Origin of the sequence: Brevundimonas sp. UBA2416 (assembly GCF_002343105.1) — a bacterium.
GTDB lineage: Bacteria > Pseudomonadota > Alphaproteobacteria > Caulobacterales > Caulobacteraceae > Brevundimonas.
Map to the genome: position 1 here is coordinate 95,467 of NZ_DDRM01000015.1, position 15,944 is coordinate 111,410.

At 69.4% G+C, this 15,944-nt stretch carries 17 protein-coding genes; 7 read left to right on the plus strand and 10 right to left on the minus strand.

Features of this window, described 5'->3' with window-relative positions:
- The first annotated feature begins 1 nt into the window (after position 1).
- The gene (locus B3E43_RS04520) at positions 2-1,048 is read left to right on the plus strand and encodes a PepSY-associated TM helix domain-containing protein (protein WP_292027023.1); all 1,047 of its coding nucleotides are present in this window, start codon (positions 2-4) and stop codon (positions 1,046-1,048) included.
- Between the two features lie 326 nt (positions 1,049-1,374).
- Here the strand turns inward: B3E43_RS04520 and B3E43_RS04525 are convergent, their stop codons facing one another.
- From B3E43_RS04525 to B3E43_RS04535, 3 genes are all read right to left on the minus strand, one after another.
- Positions 1,375-1,599 (minus strand): hypothetical protein, encoded by a 225-nt coding sequence (locus tag B3E43_RS04525; protein ID WP_292027027.1) that lies wholly within the window; start codon positions 1,597-1,599, stop codon positions 1,375-1,377.
- Positions 1,600-1,888: 289 nt separating this feature from the next.
- On the minus strand, positions 1,889-2,095 hold the full coding sequence (locus B3E43_RS04530) for a GDCCVxC domain-containing (seleno)protein (protein WP_292027028.1): 207 nt from the start codon (positions 2,093-2,095) through the stop codon (positions 1,889-1,891).
- 8 nt (positions 2,096-2,103) lie between these two features.
- Entirely contained in the window at positions 2,104-2,454 is a 351-nt protein-coding gene (locus B3E43_RS04535; protein WP_292027031.1) for an MFS transporter permease, read from the minus strand.
- 102 nt (positions 2,455-2,556) lie between these two features.
- Between B3E43_RS04535 and B3E43_RS04540 the strand changes: the two genes are divergently transcribed.
- The 6 genes from B3E43_RS04540 to B3E43_RS04565 all read left to right on the plus strand — a co-directional run bounded on the left by B3E43_RS04540 (position 2,557) and on the right by B3E43_RS04565 (position 7,529).
- Positions 2,557-2,958, plus strand: coding sequence for a MerR family transcriptional regulator (locus B3E43_RS04540; protein ID WP_292027032.1), 402 nt, complete (start codon positions 2,557-2,559; stop codon positions 2,956-2,958).
- Between the two features lie 218 nt (positions 2,959-3,176).
- Positions 3,177-5,120, plus strand: a complete 1,944-nt coding sequence (locus B3E43_RS04545) for an FTR1 family protein (RefSeq protein WP_292027034.1) — start codon at positions 3,177-3,179, stop codon at positions 5,118-5,120.
- Between the two features lie 91 nt (positions 5,121-5,211).
- Positions 5,212-5,922, plus strand: coding sequence for a class I SAM-dependent methyltransferase (locus B3E43_RS04550; RefSeq protein ID WP_292027037.1), 711 nt, complete (start codon positions 5,212-5,214; stop codon positions 5,920-5,922).
- Positions 5,915-6,430 (plus strand): signal peptidase II, encoded by a 516-nt coding sequence (lspA, locus tag B3E43_RS04555; protein WP_292027039.1) that lies wholly within the window; start codon positions 5,915-5,917, stop codon positions 6,428-6,430. Before B3E43_RS04550 ends, lspA begins: the two co-directional genes overlap by 8 nt.
- On the plus strand, positions 6,427-6,963 hold the full coding sequence (locus B3E43_RS04560) for an MAPEG family protein (protein WP_292027041.1): 537 nt from the start codon (positions 6,427-6,429) through the stop codon (positions 6,961-6,963). The genes lspA and B3E43_RS04560 overlap by 4 nt, the downstream gene beginning before the upstream one ends.
- A 104-nt stretch (positions 6,964-7,067) precedes the next feature.
- Positions 7,068-7,529: a DUF411 domain-containing protein gene (locus B3E43_RS04565; protein WP_292027043.1), complete on the plus strand. Its 462-nt coding sequence runs from the start codon at positions 7,068-7,070 to the stop codon at positions 7,527-7,529.
- Here the strand turns inward: B3E43_RS04565 and B3E43_RS04570 are convergent.
- The 7 genes from B3E43_RS04570 to B3E43_RS04600 form a co-directional block, all read right to left on the minus strand.
- A complete protein-coding gene (locus tag B3E43_RS04570; RefSeq protein ID WP_292027045.1) occupies positions 7,494-8,660 on the minus strand; it encodes an acyltransferase family protein in 1,167 nt (388 codons plus the stop codon). The two genes, B3E43_RS04565 and B3E43_RS04570, sit on opposite strands and share 36 nt — an antisense overlap.
- Positions 8,661-8,727: 67 nt before the next feature.
- Entirely contained in the window at positions 8,728-9,147 is a 420-nt protein-coding gene (locus B3E43_RS04575; RefSeq protein WP_292027047.1) for a hypothetical protein, read from the minus strand.
- Positions 9,148-9,151: 4 nt separating this feature from the next.
- Positions 9,152-9,595: a CopM family metallochaperone gene (gene copM, locus B3E43_RS04580; protein WP_292027049.1), complete on the minus strand. Its 444-nt coding sequence runs from the start codon at positions 9,593-9,595 to the stop codon at positions 9,152-9,154.
- Positions 9,592-11,682 carry a heavy metal translocating P-type ATPase gene (locus tag B3E43_RS04585; RefSeq protein WP_292027052.1) on the minus strand — a complete coding sequence of 697 codons (2,091 nt, stop codon included), beginning with the start codon at positions 11,680-11,682 and terminating at the stop codon, positions 9,592-9,594. The genes copM and B3E43_RS04585 overlap by 4 nt, the downstream gene beginning before the upstream one ends.
- Complete coding sequence (locus B3E43_RS04590; RefSeq protein ID WP_292027054.1) at positions 11,679-12,278, minus strand: cation transporter; 600 nt, start codon at positions 12,276-12,278, stop codon at positions 11,679-11,681. Before B3E43_RS04590 ends, B3E43_RS04585 begins: the two co-directional genes overlap by 4 nt.
- 25 nt (positions 12,279-12,303) lie before the next feature.
- Positions 12,304-12,639, minus strand: coding sequence for a DUF190 domain-containing protein (locus tag B3E43_RS04595; RefSeq protein ID WP_292027056.1), 336 nt, complete (start codon positions 12,637-12,639; stop codon positions 12,304-12,306).
- A 57-nt stretch (positions 12,640-12,696) separates the two neighbouring features.
- Positions 12,697-15,942: an efflux RND transporter permease subunit gene (locus B3E43_RS04600; protein ID WP_292027058.1), complete on the minus strand. Its 3,246-nt coding sequence runs from the start codon at positions 15,940-15,942 to the stop codon at positions 12,697-12,699.
- Positions 15,943-15,944 lie beyond the last annotated feature (2 nt).

Here is a 15,944-nt window from a genome sequence, read left to right on the forward strand (position 1 = left end):
TATGATGGGCGCGATCCGCACGCTGCACGCCTGGGCCGGGACCGCGCTGGCGGTGCTGGCCGTGGTGTTCGGCCTGACCGGGTCGTTGCTGGTGTTCGAGGACGACTGGATCCGCGCCACCGTTCCCGCCGCCCGCGCCGAGGTCGATCTCGACCCCGCCCGTCTGGGCGCGGTGCTGAATCGGCTGGAAGCGACCGAACCCGGACTGACCTCGGTGGTTCTGCCGGGCGGAGCGGTCGGGGCGCACCGGCTCTATCTGGCCGACGAGGGCTTCGGCTACGCCGACGCCGACGGCGCCGTGGTGGATCGCTGGCGGGGCGCGGCGCGGGCCGAGACCTGGATCTTCGATCTGCACCACGAACTGCTGGCCGGCCACACCGGCAAGCTGGTCGCCGGCGGCGCCGGCCTGGCCCTGGTGCTGATGATCCTCACCGGCCTGATCGTCTGGATTCCGGCCTGGCGCGCCTCGGGCTGGCGGGTCTGGCCCCGCTCGGGCGCCCGGCGCGAACTGATCGGCAGCCACCGCAACCTCGGCCTGATCTTCGCCCTGCCGTTGCTGGTCTTCAGCCTGACCGGCGCGGCCATCGTCTTTCACGGCACGACCCAGGCGCTGCTGGGCGGCGCACCGACCCCGCCGGCGCCGGTCGTCGGGACGGGTGACGTCGACTGGGTCCGCGCCCTGACGGCGGCGCAGGCCCGCTTCCCCGAAGCGACCCTGCGCATGGCCGGCCGTCCCGCCGCGCCGGGCAAGCCGGCCACGATCCGGTTGAGGCAGCCGGGGGAATGGCATCCCAACGGCCGCACCACGGCGACTATCGATCCGGCCACCAGTCAGGTGGTCGCAACCTCGGACGCCAACGCCCTGCCGACCGGCATCCGGACCTACAACGCCTTCTATCCGCTGCACGCCAGTTCGGTCGGCGGCTGGCTCTACGACTGGGTGACGGCGCTCAGCGGCCTGGCCATGGCCGGGCTGGGCGTCGTCGGAGCCTGGGCCTTCCTGACGAAGCCGCGGAGCCGGTCGCCGCGGTCCGCATCGACCCGCTGACGAGCGCGCCGCCTCATGCCGATGCCGCCTCGCCGCTCGCACGCCCTCGCCCACTGACCGACCCGAACAGCCGCGGCATATGCCAAACGCCGAGGAACGGCGGGCCTTCCTCGGCGTTCCGCGTGCGGTTCGCGAGCAACCGCGAGCCGTTCCTGCTGGGCCCCGCCGTGAGACGTCGCGGCGGGGCTTTCCGTCTGAGGCCGCACCCAGGCTGAATGCACGACCACCGAAGGCCAAAACGTTCGCCTCGCAATCCTCGTGTGCCCCCCTCAAGACGAAACCGACTCCGCGGCAGCCAGGATCTGTCGCCAGGGAGGCGCGGAACGTTATTCGCCGGTGACGAGGACGATCTCATCCGGGGACATTCCCGGCCGAACGCTCATGCCGCGATAGCTGACCTCGACATCCGAGGAGCCGGGATAGTCGGGCGCCGGCGTCAGCCCGACCTCGCGGCAAAACTGGTCCCACTGATCGAAACCCACCATGACGCACTGCAGGTCGTCGCCGTGATAGGCGTCCATCGCATGATCAACCTCGTCCCTGATCGTCATCTGGACTCTCCCCGAAAATCGCATGCCTGCTGACCGACAACGTCGGCGAGGAGAGAACGCTCCCCTGAGGTCGCCACGGCAATCATCGTGCGCGATCGAGCTAGACTAGATTGGCCAGACCCTGCGCATCTTTCGCCCGTCACCACCGTCTCCTGGATAGGCGCCGCTAGTGCGACCGCCGCAAATGATCCGGAGCATCGTCCAGAGTTTCGCCCAAAACAGCCGGAGGCCGGCGGCCAAATCCTTGCTCGAGACGAAGGCGATGGCTGCGCGGCCCCACGCCATCAACCTAACCGCAACAGGCCTTCCCATCCACCTGTATCGGCGGACACGGGACATCCGCGTAGGAACAGAAGACGCAGCAGTCGCCGTATCTGGGCTTCAGCATCCGACCGCAGCCCAGGCAGTCGTAGAAATACAGGCAGGCGTCGGTCGGCATGGTCTCGGTCGCCTGATGGCCGCAATGCGGACAGACCAGCGTGGACCGCAATTCCACCTTCACGGTCACAGGCCGGCCGCCAGCCGCGGCAGGGCCCAAGGCTCTATGAAGGGCTGCCAAGCCAAGGACAGCAGCACCAGAACCGTCGCGACCACAAGGAGACCGGCCGCCACACGCGACGGCCGCCGGCAGGACGCCTCGCGCCTGCACATGCGGAGGCGGCGCCAGTGCAGCACCCATCCCGCCATCAGGACGACGATCGCAAGGCCGGTCAGCCAGCCCCGCATACCGGCGATCAGGGCCGCACCGGCGAAGGATAGACCCGCGAGCGAAAGGGCCAACGGGAGAACGCAGCAGGCCGCCCAGGCGAAAACAGACGCCGCGGCGCCAACGGCGGCCGTCGCGCTGACAGCCATTTCCGGTCGTCCCGCCCGGCGTGTTTCTGGCAAGTCCACGGTTTCTCCTCGGTCGATCGACCGGTAGGATGCAACCCGTAGCGACTACGGGATCAAGCAAAAATGTCGGGACGCGGTTTGACGATCGGACGGCTGGCGGAGAGCGCCGGCGTGAACCTGGAAACGGTGCGCTACTACGAGCGCATCGGGCTGATGCCCGAGCCCGGCCGAACGCCGGGCGGTCATCGCAGCTACGAGCCCGAACACCGGCAGCGGCTCCGGTTCATCCGCCGCTCTCGGGAACTGGGGTTCGGGCTCGACGCCATCCGGCGCTTGATCGCCCTCAGTGAACCCGGGGTCGAAACCTGCCGCGAGGTCCGCGACATGGCGCAGGATCATATCACCAGCGTCGATGCGAAGATCGCGGATTTGCAGCGGCTGCGGCGGGTCTTGAGGCAGGCCGTCGCCGACTGCAGCGACGGAGTGGCGGTCCGCTGTCCGGTCATCGAAGAGTTGGGAAGCTGAGTCCAGCCGCCCGGGTCGCGCAGCCGGGCTCGGTCCTTGGCAATCGGAGCTTCTCGCGCCTTCCCTGCAGCGACGGACCACTCCGCCCAACCGCCTCTGAGAAAGCGGAGCCGCGGCGCCCGATCGTCTGCAAATCGTGGCGCGCGCCTCTTGATCCTCTGGCGGCTTGAGATCGCATGCTGCTATTGAGACCCAGTCTTAAGAAGGGGATTTCCGTCATGCCGGCGACGCTTCGCCTCGTCCTCGTCCTCGTCCTCGTCCTGCTGGTGGGCGCCGCGCTCCCTCTGCGGGCCGCGGCCCAGGAAACGACCCCAGGGGCGGAGACCGCTTGGCGGCTGCTGGACTACATCGCCGTCGATTACCCCGGCGCCGTCTCCGACGGCCGGGTGATCAGCGAAGCGGAATACGCCGAGATGCGCGAGTTCTCGACCTCGGTGCGCGCCCGCATCGCCGCCCTGCCGGCGCATGAGGCCCAGCCCCGGCTCCTCGCCGCGTCGTCCGTCCTGATCTCGGCGGTCGAAGCCCGCGAAACGCCGGTAACGGTTGCTCAACAGGCGCGGAGCCTAGCCGACGCCCTTCTCGCCGCCTATCCGACGCCGCTGGCGCCACAGACCATCCCCGATCTGCCGCGCGGCGCGGCGCTCTACGCTGAGCAGTGCGCCGTCTGCCATGGCGCGACCGGCCGCGGCGACGGCCCCGCCTCAGCCGGGCTCGAGCCGCCGGCGATCGCCTTCACCGATCGGGACCGCGCCCGCGAGCGCAGCCTGTTCGGTCTCTATCAGGTGATCGGCCAGGGCCTGGACGGCACCGCCATGGCGAGCTTCGCCCATCTCTCCGCCGAGGACCGCTGGGCGCTCGCCTTCTACGTCGGCGGCTTCGCCTACGCCGGGGAAGCGCCCCGTGCGGGCGAGCGCGCCTGGCGAGCCGATCCCAAGCTGCGAGCCGCCGTGCCGGACCTCGAGGCCCTGACCCAGGTCACGCCGGCGGCGCTGGCGGCCCGCCTCGGGGAGCCTCGGGCGAACGAGGTGGTCGCCTACCTGCGCAGCCATCCGGAAGCCCTCGCGGTCGGGAGCACGGACGGGCTCGATCTGGCACGCCACAAGCTCGCCGAGAGTCTGGCGGCCTATCGCGCCGGCGACGCGCGAAAGGCCGAGGAGCTGGCCCTTTCGGCCTATCTCGACGGCTTCGAGCCCGTGGAGCCGCTGCTGCGGGCCCGGGACGGCAAGTTGATGGCCCGGATCGAGGCGGCGATGGGCGAGCTTCGCGCCAATCTCAATCGCCGGGCCCCGGCCGACGCGGTGGCCGGACAGGTCGCGGCCCTGAGCGGGCTGTTCGACGAGGCTGGGCGGGCCCTCGCGCCCTCCCAGGCCTCGGCCCTGTCGACCTTCCTCGGCGCCTTCACCATTCTGCTGCGCGAGGGGCTGGAGGCTCTGCTGATCGTGATCGCGATGATCGCCTTCCTGCGCAAGGCCGAGCGCCAGGACGTGCTGCCCTACGTCCATGGCGGCTGGATCGCCGCGCTCGTCGCGGGCGGCGCGACCTGGGCGGCGGCGACCTGGCTGATCGCCATCAGCGGCGCCAGCCGCGAACTCACCGAGGGCGTCGGCTCGCTGGTTTCGGCCATCGTGCTGTTGTCCGTGGGGGTGTGGATGCACGGCAAGGCCCAGGCCGGCGCCTGGCAGGCCTATATCCGCGACAAGCTGTCGGCGGCGTTGTCGAAGCGGTCGGCCTGGTTCCTGTTCCTGCTCGCCTTCATCGTCGTCTATCGCGAGGTGTTCGAGACCATCCTCTTCTATGCCGCCCTGTGGAGCCAGGGGACCCAGGGCGCCCTGCTCGGGGGCGCCGCGCTGGCGATCGTCTGCCTGGCCCTGATCGCCTGGGGGCTGCTGATCTTCAGCAAGCGACTGCCGATCTCGCAGTTCTTCGCCTACAGCGCCCTGCTGATCGCGGCCCTGGCGGTGATCCTCGCGGGCAAGGGCGTGGCCGGGCTGCAGGAGGCGGGGGTCATGGACGTCCATCCGCTCGCCGCCCTGCCCCGCGTGGAAATCCTCGGCCTCTTCCCGACCTGGGAGGGCCTCGTGGCCCAGGTGATCGCGCTGACGGCCGTCGTTGTCGGCTTCTGGTGGGCGGATCGGAAGAGCCGGGCGGAGGCAGACATTTAGGCCGGGGGCGGGCCCCCAGCGACGGACGAAATCTTCGCTTGATCCTCTAGCGACTAGAGGATGCAGCATGACGCCTGAACTTGGAGGCTACATGACCCGTTCTGCATCCCCGGCCGAATTCACCCCGGCCCTCGGGCACCGCAGCCTGACCGGGCTGTATGACGCCGCGATCGCGCTGATGACGCGCGAGACGGTCTGGCGGACGGCGCTCGTGGCGCAGCTCGCGCCGCGCGACGGCGAGATTATCGTCGACGTCGGCTGCGGCACCGGCACGCTCGCGACCCTGATCAAGGCCGCGGCCCCCGGGGTCGACATGATCGGCATCGACCCCGATCCGGAGGTGCTGGACCGGGCGCGAGCCAAGGCCCTCGGCCGCGGAGCCGACGTGGACTTCCTCCAGGGCTTCGCGGGCGACGTCTCGGACCTGATCGGCCGGGAACGGGCGGACAATGTCGTGTCCAGCCTCGTGTTTCACCAGGTGCCGATCGACGGCAAGCGCGCCGGGCTGGCGTCGATCCACGCCGCCCTGCGGCCAGGCGGGGAACTGCACATCGCCGACTATGGCTGGCAGCGCACGCCGTCGATGCGGCTCCTCTTCCGCCAGGTCCAGGCCCTCGACGGGGTCGAGAACACCCGGCTGAACGCCGCCGGCGGCCTGCCCGACCTGATCGCGGAGGCCGGGTTCGAGGGCGTCGAGGAGCGGGCGGTGATCGCGACCGCCACGGGTTCGATCTCCCTTTATCGGGCCGGGAAGCCGCTCGGCCGCTCTACCCAGCCGATCCAGGAGATCGGGCATGTCTGACCGAAACCTCGCTCCTGCAGCGCCCGCCTTCCGGCAGTCTGGCGGACGATCGGTCAGACTGGCCGCCGTGGTCCTTGCGATCGGGGTGGCCGGGGTCGATCAGCTTGCCAAGGCGTGGGCTCGCACCCTGACCGCCCCGGTCGAGATCGCGCCCTTCCTGAACCTCGACCTCAGCTTCAACCGCGGCGTCACCTTCGGCCTCCTCTCGGCCGACGGCGAAACCGGACGCTGGCTGCTGGTGGCGCTCACCGGCGCCGTCGCCGCGGCGGTCCTGACCGCCGCCTGGCGCACGCGGCGCCCTGCGCTGGCCCTCGCGCTCGGCGCCGTCGCCGGCGGCGCGCTCGGCAACATCGCCGACCGCATCCGCCAAGGCGCGGTGACGGACTTCATCGACTTGCACCTGGGCGACTGGCGCTGGCCGACGTTCAACCTTGCGGACGCGGCGATCGTGTGCGGCGTGGCGGCGTTGCTGTGGATTTCCGTCAGAACGGGTGAAACAAGGTCATGACCCGGGAGAAAACACTCATCGCACTCTGGTCAGCGGCGGCGGTCGTGCTGACCGCCGTGGCGGTGACTGTCGCCTGGCTGGCGGTTCCGCCGCACTGGTTCGGGGTCCCCGCCGATCCAGGCGTCGCCGACCGTCTCGCCTACGCCCTCAAGGTCGATCTCCTGATCCTGCTGTGGCTGGCTGGCTGCGTCCGCGTCGTGGCTTCCATCCGGTTTCGATCCGACGCCGATCGGCCCGGCTCGGCCTACGCCGCCCCGAGCCCACGCCTCTCCGTGGCCGCCGCGGTGCTGCAGAACTCGCTCGAACAGACGGTCCTGGCCATCGGCAGCCACCTCGTCCTGGCGACGGTGCTGCGGGGAGACGAACTCATCATCCTGCCGGTCCTGGTGGGCATCTACCTCATCGGCCGCGTCGCCTTCGCCGTCGGCTACCCGCGCGGGGCGGCCGCGCGCGCCTTCGGTATGGCGCTGACCGGCGGTTCTCTCATCGCGGCGCTCGGGATCGCGGCGGTGCTCATTTGCCTTGGTCGGTAGGACCCACCAAAGGCGATAGGGTGACCGTCGCCGTGAAATCGGCCAAGAATCAACCGCAACCCGGTCCTGCCTTACCGCCTCACAACGCTTCCAGGAGATTTCGGATGGCTCAAGTTTCAACCTCTCGCCGCGCCGTTCTGATCGGCCTGCCCTTCGCCGCCCTGGCCGGCGCCGCGCAAGCGGCGCCGGACAAGCGGATGACCGCCTACAAGACGCCCTGGTGCGGCTGCTGCGGCGGCTGGATCGCCCACGTGCGCGAGGCCGGCTGGACCGTCGAGGTCATCGAACGCGAGGACCTCGCCTCGATCCGGGCCCGGCACGGCATCCCCGACCGATGGGCGAGCTGCCACACCGCCGTCGTGGGCGCCTACGCCATCGAGGGCCATGTTCCGGCCGGCGATGTCGACCGGCTGCTGCGCGAACGTCCCGCCGCCCGCGCCCTGAGCGCCCCCGGCATGCCGGCGGGTTCGCCGGGCATGGAGGCCGCCGGGCGCGAGCCCTATACGACCGTGCTGATCCTCAATGACGGCTCAACCCGCGTGTTCGGCCGACACAACGGCGCCTGACGCCCTGGGCGCGGCGACCGCCGCATGATCTCCGGCGGCCCGATTGGTAAGCGAGGGGTTGAGCCAGGTCTGGACCGGGCGATCGAACCCGTAGCGGAACACAGCGGCGGCGACGAAGGCGCCGACGAAGCCGACGGACCACAGCGCCCAGCGCGCGCCGGACGGCAGGGCGTCCTGCCCCAGGGCGTCGAGCAGGCCGAACCAGACGATGCGGCTCACCTCATTGGTGAGGAACATCGAAAACGACATCAGGGCGAGATGCTCGACCAGGCGCGAGGGCCGGAGCACGGGGACGGCGCCGGCGGCCCAGATGATCCCCGTCATCAGGCCCAGGGACAGCAGGCTGAAGGCGCCGACCGCCTGGAAGCCGACGAGCGCGACGGCGGCGGCCAGCCCGATCGCCCCCGCGAGGCGCGGTGCGACGTACACCCGTGACCCGTAGTAGGCCGCAGCGACCCCGAGCAGGAAGAGCGGCAGCGCGCGCAGGATGCCGTATCGCATCGGCAGGCGGTAGATCGGATCGCCGAGCCACAGCGAGGCGGCGAGATCGGCGGCCACGACAAGGACCACCGCGCCGATCACCACCAGAACCGGCGGCCAGCGCCAGAGGGCGCGGCAGATCCACGGCAGGAGGAGATAGCAGCCGATCAGGGCCGACAGCGTCCAGGTCGGGGCGTTCCACCCCTGCCCGCCCGGAACCCCATAGGCCTGGACCAGCAACACCTGCGCCGGCAGTTGCGACCAGTCGAACCATCGCGGATTGCTGGGCGCGACGCCCGCCAGCGCGGCGGCGCCGACGATGACCACGAGAATGAGGCTGACGACCAAGTGGGCCGGAATGACGCGCAGCAGGCGCTGGCGCGCATAGGCGCGCAGCGAGACCTGCCCGGCGGCGAGGCGGTCGCCGTAGATGCGCGCCAGGACATAGCCGGAGTCGATGATGAAGAAGTCGGTGAGCAGATAGCCGCGGTCGAACACCGGATGGAGCTGCGGCAGCGCAACCGGCGAGGCCTCGCGGAAATGGTAGAGGATGATCAGCGCCCCGACGATGAACCGGAGCGCGTCCAGCCAGCCGCCGCGCGCGATACGCGGCGGGGATCGATCCATCGTCTCAGGAGCGGCGCGGCGCATGGCAGGATCGTAGCCCCAAGGCGCCCAAGGAAAGGTTAGCGCCTGCCGCTCGTGGCCGCGGGGAACGTCAGTCCTCCGCCTTGTTCACTACGACCGACTGGGCGGCGCTCACATGTCGATGAGGGGGTATGACGATATCGGCCCGGGCGGAGAACAGGGCGGCCGACCCGAAGAGCCACAGCACGCCTATGGCGCCGGCGATCATCCGTCCCCCGCGGTCCCGGGGTCCCAGTGCATAACAGGCGACGCCGACGCCGCCCAGGATCACCGCATAACCCAGATGCAGGGGCACGTTGTGAGACCCGGACAGGATGAAGGCGAGGCAGAAGACGACGCCGGTCGCGACGAGGCTTCCGACCCCTGCGACGACCAGATCCAGGGTCAGGTTCCGCTTGGGCGGGGGCCTCGGCCGCGACCGCCTGGTCTTGGCGCGGCCTTCCTTCCAGCGAAGGTCGCGGCTCCGGACGCTGAACCGCTTGCCGGCCACGGCGTCAGGGCCTGACGCCGGCGGGCGGGGCGTCCTCGTGGCGGGCCAGCAGTATCCTCATCCGGATGATCTCGGCCTCCTGGGCGGCGATGATCTCGCGGGCGAGGTTTTGGACGTCCGCGGCCTCGCCGTGTTCGACGGCGATCTTCGCCATGGCTATGGCGCCCTCGTGACGCGCGATCATGCCCCGAAGGAAGTCGATGTCGGCATCGCCGGTATAGGCGATGGCCATGCCCCGGTGCATCCGATCATTCGCTTCACGGTAGGCCCGCGTCGAAGGAGCCTCCCCCGGCGTCGCGCCCTGAGCGTCGTGAGCACCGGCATCCCGGGCCGAGGACGGGGGCGCCGCGTCCGCCGCAGGTCGCGACCGCCCCGACAGCATGCCGTAGGCGAAGGCCGACAGTGCAAGGAACACGGCGATGACGGAAACCCATCCGATGCGCTTCATGCGGCTGTTCCCTTCGGGTCGGGCGCCGTCGTGGCGGCCGCGCCAGTCGACGGAACGGCCCTGCGAGTCGGGTCGCGGTAGCCGAGGAGCCGGAGGGCGTTGAACACGACCAGAACGGTCGAGCCCTCGTGCATCGCCACCGCCGGCCCGATGCCCAGTCCGAAGATGGTGGCGGGCACAAGGAAGGCGACCACCCCCAGGCTGACGACCAGGTTCTGCAGGATGATGCCGCGGGTTCTGCGGCTCAGACCGACCGCGAACGGCAGTTGCGAGAGATCGTCGGACATCAGGGCGACGTCGGCGGTCTCCAGCGCGACGTCCGATCCGGCGGCCCCCATGGCGATGCCCACGGTCGCGGTGGCCATGGCGGGGGCGTCGTTCACGCCGTCCCCGACCATGGCGATCTTGCCCTCGGCGCGCAGCCGTTTGATGGCGTCGACCTTGTCCTCGGGCATCAGATCGCCCCAGGCCTCGGTAAGGCCCACCTGGCTGGCGATGGCCTGAGCCGCCTTCTGATGGTCTCCCGAGATCATGATCATCCGCGACACGCCCAGCGCGCGCAGGGCGTCCAGCGCGGTGCGAGCCGCAGCCCGTGGCGTGTCCAGCAGGCCGATCACGCCGAGGTCCCGTTCGCCCAAGCGCACGACCATCAGGGTGCGGCCCTCCAGCCGCAGGCGCGTGACGGCCGCCTCCGCCTCGGCGCTGAGCGGGCCGACGCCGTCCACGCCGAACATCTCCGGCTTGCCGATCCAGACCGGCGCGCCTTCGAACCGGGCGCTGACGCCTTTCCCGGTCAGGCTTTTAAGCTCCGACGCCGCGGCGATCACCGCGCCCTTGAGACGCTCGAGCCCGTCGCGCGCGATCGCCTCCGCCAGAGGGTGGTCGCTCAGCCGCTCGACGGCGACGGCGGTCGTCAGGAGGTCGATCTCCTGCGCGCCGCCCACCGGAACGATGTCGGTAATCCGGGGCCGTCCTTCCGTCAGTGTGCCGGTCTTGTCGAACGCGATGGCGCTGAGCGAGCCCAGGTTCTCCAGGGGGGCGCCGCCCTTGATCAGGACGCCGGCCCGGGCCGCGCGGGCGACGCCAGAAAGGACGGCGCTGGGCGTGGCGATGGCGAGGGCGCAGGGGCTGGCCGCCACCAGAACCGCCATGGCCCGGTAGAAGCTGTCGCGGAAGGGCTCGTCGACGACGACCCAGGCGAAGAGCAGAATGAAGGCGAGGCCCAGGACCGCGGGCACGAAGATCCGTTCGAAGCGGTCCGTAAATCGCTGCGTGGGAGACTTCTGGGTTTCCGCCTCGCTGACCATGCGGACGACCTTGGCCAGGGTCGTGTCGGTGGACTTGCGCGTCGTCTCGATCTCGATCGCGCCCGCGCCGTTGATGGTGCCCGCGAAGACGATGGAGGCAGAGCCGATCTGAGCGGGTCGCGCCCGGGCGGTTTCGGCGTCGACGACCGGTTGCTTGTCGACCGGCATGCTCTCGCCGGTGACGGGCGCCTGGTTGATGCTTGTCGCACCGACCACGACAAACCCGTCGGCCGGGAGCCGTTCGTTCGGACGCACGACCACCGTATCGCCGACCTCGACCTCTTCGACCGGAACTTCGAGAACCTGATCGCCGCGGCGAACATGGGCCGTGCGCGGCGCCAGGTCCGCCAGGGCTTCGATCGCCCGTTTGGCGCGGCCCATGGCGTAGTGTTCGAGGGCGTGGCCGATGCTGAACAGGAACAGGAGCAGCGCGCCCTCCGCCCAGGCCCCGAGCGCCGCCGCGCCGGCGGCCGCCACGAGCATCAGCGTATCGATCTCGAACCGCTTGTTGCGGAGGTTTTCAAAGGCCTCGCGGACTGTGAAGAACCCGCCGAAGCCATAGGCGACCACATAGAGGGTGAGAGGCAGCCATGCGGGGACGCCGGGAGCGAGCTTTTCGAGGCCGAAGCCCAAGGTCAGGGCAGCGCCGCTCGCCAGGGCGAAAATCACTTCGGTGTTCGGCCCGAATACGCCGCCATGCGCATGCGGGTCGGCGCCCGCCTTTTCGCTCGTATGGTCGTGGCCGTCTCCGGCTTGATGATCGGCTTCGGGCGTACTCATCGGATCGCCTCCTGATTGTCGTCAGTGCGAGCGGCGTCTCGCAGAATTTCGAGGCCGCCCTTGATGGCGACGACCGCCACCAGCGCGCCCACGACCAGGTCGGGCCATGCTCGTCCCAACCACAGGACCAGGGCGCCAGCGACCAGAATGCCCCCATTGGCGATGGCGTCGTTAAGGCTGAAGGTCTCGGCGGCGCGCATGTTCACGTCGTCGGTCTTCACCTTCCGGAGCAGGAGCAGGCACCAGAGGTTCACGGCCGCCGCCACGAGCGCCATCGTCATCATGGCGGGACCGAGCGGTTCGGCGCCCGTCAGCCATCGACGGACCACATCGGCCAGGACGCCCGCCGCGAACAGCAACAGCAGCACACCTGAAAGACGGGCCGCGCCGGTTTTCCAGGCCGGGGCGCGCCCTACCGCGAGGAAGCTGATCAGATAGACGGCGCTGTCCGAGGCATTGTCCGCCGCATTGGCGAGAAGGGCGCTGGAATCCGCCAGCCAGCCCGCGACGCCCAGCCCGACGAACAGGGCGGCGTTCAGCACCAGGACCCAGAGCAGGATCCGCCGTTGATCGTCCTCGGGCGTCCGAACGCTCACATCAGGTCTCCCTCGCCGGCTCTGCCTAGACCGGCTCGACCGCCGCGTCCGGCCAGCGCAGGACCTCGACCGCCTCAAGCGTGACCGGTCCGAGGTGTTCCAGGTCCGACAGGGTTGCCAGAAAGCCCCGGAGCCTGGACTCGTGATCGAGCAGTTCGATGATCAGGGCCTGGTCATCGTCCAGCACATGGCGGCGATGGAGATGCGGCGTGTGGCCGAAGCCGACCAGGGCCCGCAGTACGGTCGCCCCGGCGACGCCGGCCGCCCGCGCGCGTTCGGTGACGATCTCGAAGACCTTGCGATCCCCGAAATAGGCGGCCTCGTCGGTGTAGAGTCTCATCAGTTTGATGGGGTCTGGCATGGCTGCCTCCGGGATGGGGGGGATCCCCGCCGCCGATACGACGGCGGGGACTTGGGACTATTCCGCCGGGACCGGCTCGGCGGCCGGCGCGTCGGTGGGCTTGGAACGCCGCCCTTCGGTGAGGCCCAAGACCAGCCGGCTCATCGCCGGCAGGACCAGGAGCGTCAGCAGGGTCGCGGTGATCAGGCCGCCGATCACCACCATGGCCAGGGGCTTCTGCACCTCCGCCCCAGTGCCATGGGCCAGCGCCATAGGCACGAAGCCGATGGCCGGGACCAGGCCGGTCATGATCACCGGCCTCACCCGCTCCATGCAGCCCTCGATTATGGACCGGGAGAGCTCCATCCCGTCATCGAGCCGTTGCCGGATCGAGGACATCACCACCAGGCCGTTCAGCACCGCCACGCCGGCCAGGCAGATGAAGCCCACCGCCGCCGAAACCGAGAAGGAGATGCCGGTGAGGGCCAGGGCGAAGACCCCGCCCGCCAGCCCCAGGGGCACGGTCAGGAAGACCGCCACGGCCCGCCCGAACGTGCCCACGGCCAGGAACAGCACCGCGAAGATGGCCAGGAAGCAGATCGGCACAACCAGCGACAAACGGTCCGAGGCCGCCTTGAGGTTCTGGAACTGGCCGCCCCATTCGATCCAGGCTCCCGCCGGCAGGGCGACGGCTTCGACCTTGGGCGTGGCCTCGTTCACGAACGAGCCGACATCGCGGCCCCGGACGTTGGCCTGGACCACGACCCGCCGCTTGCCGTTCTCGCGGCTGATCTGGTTCAGCCCCTCGGCGAAGCGGAACGAAGCGACCTGGCGCAAGGGGACGGACGCCCGGGTGCGGCCTTCCTGTTCCGGCAGCATCACCGGGATGGCGCCGAGTGCGTCCATGTCGTTCCGGCTGGCGCCGGGCACGCGCACCACCACATCGAAGCGGCGATCGCCCTCGAACAACTGCCCGGCCTCGCGACCGCCCATGGCGGCGGCGACCGTATCGGCGACCTCCTCCACGGTCAGGCCGAACCGCGCGATGGCGGCCCGGTCAAAGGTCACGTCCAGGGACGGCGCCCCATCGGTCTGTTCGACCTTGACGTCGGCCGCGCCCGGGGTGGCGTTCAGCTGCGCCGCGATCTGATTGGCCGTCGCGGTCAGCTGGTCGAGGTCGTCGCCGTAGATCTTGATGGCCACGTCACCCCGCACGCCGGCGATCAGTTCGTTGAAGCGCAGTTCGATCGGCTGGCTGAGCTCATAACCCTGACCGACCTGGGCGTTGGCCGCAGCCTCCACCCGCTCGATGACATCCTCCTTGGTGTTCACCCCTTCAGGCCACTGGTCCTGCGGCTTGAGGATGATGAAGCCGTCGGAGATGTTGGGCGGCATCGGATCGGTGGCCACCTCGGCGGTGCCGGTCTTGGAGAACATCAACTCGACCTCGGGCAAGGCGGTGATGGCGGTCTCGACGCCGCGCTGCATGCGAACCGATTGCTCGACCGCGGTCGAAGGCACCCGCTGGGACGCCAGCGCCAGATTGCGTTCGTCCAGTGTCGGGATGAACTCCTGTCCCAGCATACTGAAGATCACCCCGGCTACGGCGAACAGGGCCAGGCCGCCGCCGACGAAGGGCCAGGGACGGGCGACAGCCTGATGAAGGACAGGCTCGTACTTCGCCTTGATCCAGCGAATAACGAAGACGTCTTTCTCGGAGACCTTGTTGCGCATCACCAGCGCCACCATCGCGGGGACGAAGGTGATCGACAGGATGAAGGCGGCGACCAGGGCCAGCATCAGGGTGATGGCCATGGGCGAGAAGGTCTTGCCCTCGACCCCCTGGAAGGTCAGCAGCGGCGCGAAGGCCAGGAGGATGATGGCCTGACCATAGACGGTCGGTTTGATCATCTCCTGGGTGGCGATGGTGGTTTCCTCCAGACGCTCGCGCAGGGTGAGCAGGCGGCCTTCATGGTGCTGCCGCTCGGACAGCCGTCTCAGGCAGTTCTCGATGATGATGACGGAGCCGTCGACGATCAGACCGAAGTCCAGCGCCCCCAAACTCATCAGGTTTCCCGACACCCCCAGGTAATTCATGCCGATGGCGGTCATGAAGAAGGAGATCGGGATGATGGCCACCGCGATCAGGGCGGCGCGGACGTTGCCGAGCAGCAGGAACAGGGCGACGGCGACCAGGATCGCCCCCTCGATGAGGTTGCGCTGGACGGTCGAGATGGTGGCGTTGACCAGCTTGGAGCGATCCAGCACCGGGGTGACCTTGATCCCCGGCGGCAGCGATCGAACGGTCGTCTCCAGCTGTTCGCCGACCGCGCGGGCAACGGTGCGGCTGTTCTCGCCGATCAGCATCAGGGTCGTGCCGATGACGACCTCGCGACCGTTCATCGTCGCTCCGCCGGTGCGTAAATCTCCCCCGAGACTGACGGTGGCGACATCGCGAACCGCGACGGGCACGCCGCCGCGGGTGGCGACGATAGCTTCCTCGATCTGGCTCAGACTGCGGATGCGGGCGTCGGCCCGCACCAGATAGGCCTCGCCGCCGCGCTCGACGAAGTTGGCGCCGACCGAAAGGTTTGCAGCCTCCAGCCCCTGCGCCAGCTCACTGTATGAGACGCCGTACTGGGCCAGACGCGTGGGGTCGGGTTCGACCACATACTGTTTTTCGAAGCCGCCGATGGTGTCGACGCCGGCGACGCCATTCACCGTGCGCAGTTGCGGCGCGATGATCCAGTCCTGCACGGTCCTGAGGTAGGCGGCGCGGGAGACGTCGTCCGTCAGGCGATCGCCTTCAGGGGTGAGGAACGACCCGTCAGACTGCCAGCCCGGCTGACCGTTGCGCACCGTCGCGCCGCGGCCGCCCGGATTGGTGTAGTCGATGGCGTACATGAACACTTCGCCCAGGCCCGTCGTGACGGGCCCGATCTGGGGCTGGACGCCCTCGGGCAGGCTCTCCTGGGCCTGAACGAGGCGTTCGCTGACCTGCTGGCGCGCGAAATAGAGGTCGACGTTCTCCTCGAAGATCACGGTGACCTGTGAGAAGCCGTTGCGCGACAGGGATCGCGTCGATTGCAGGCCGGGGATGCCGGCCATGGCGGTCTCGACCGGGAAGGTGACGCGTTTCTCGATCTCGACCGGCGAGAGCGAGGCGTCGGAGGTGTTGATCTGCACCTGGTTGTTGGTGATGTCCGGCACGGCGTCGATCGGCAGCCGGGTCAACTGCCACGCGCCGTAGGTGGAGACGATCAGCACGAGCGCGATGATCATCCATCGCGCCCGCACCGACAGGGCCATGAGGTTGGCGATCATGG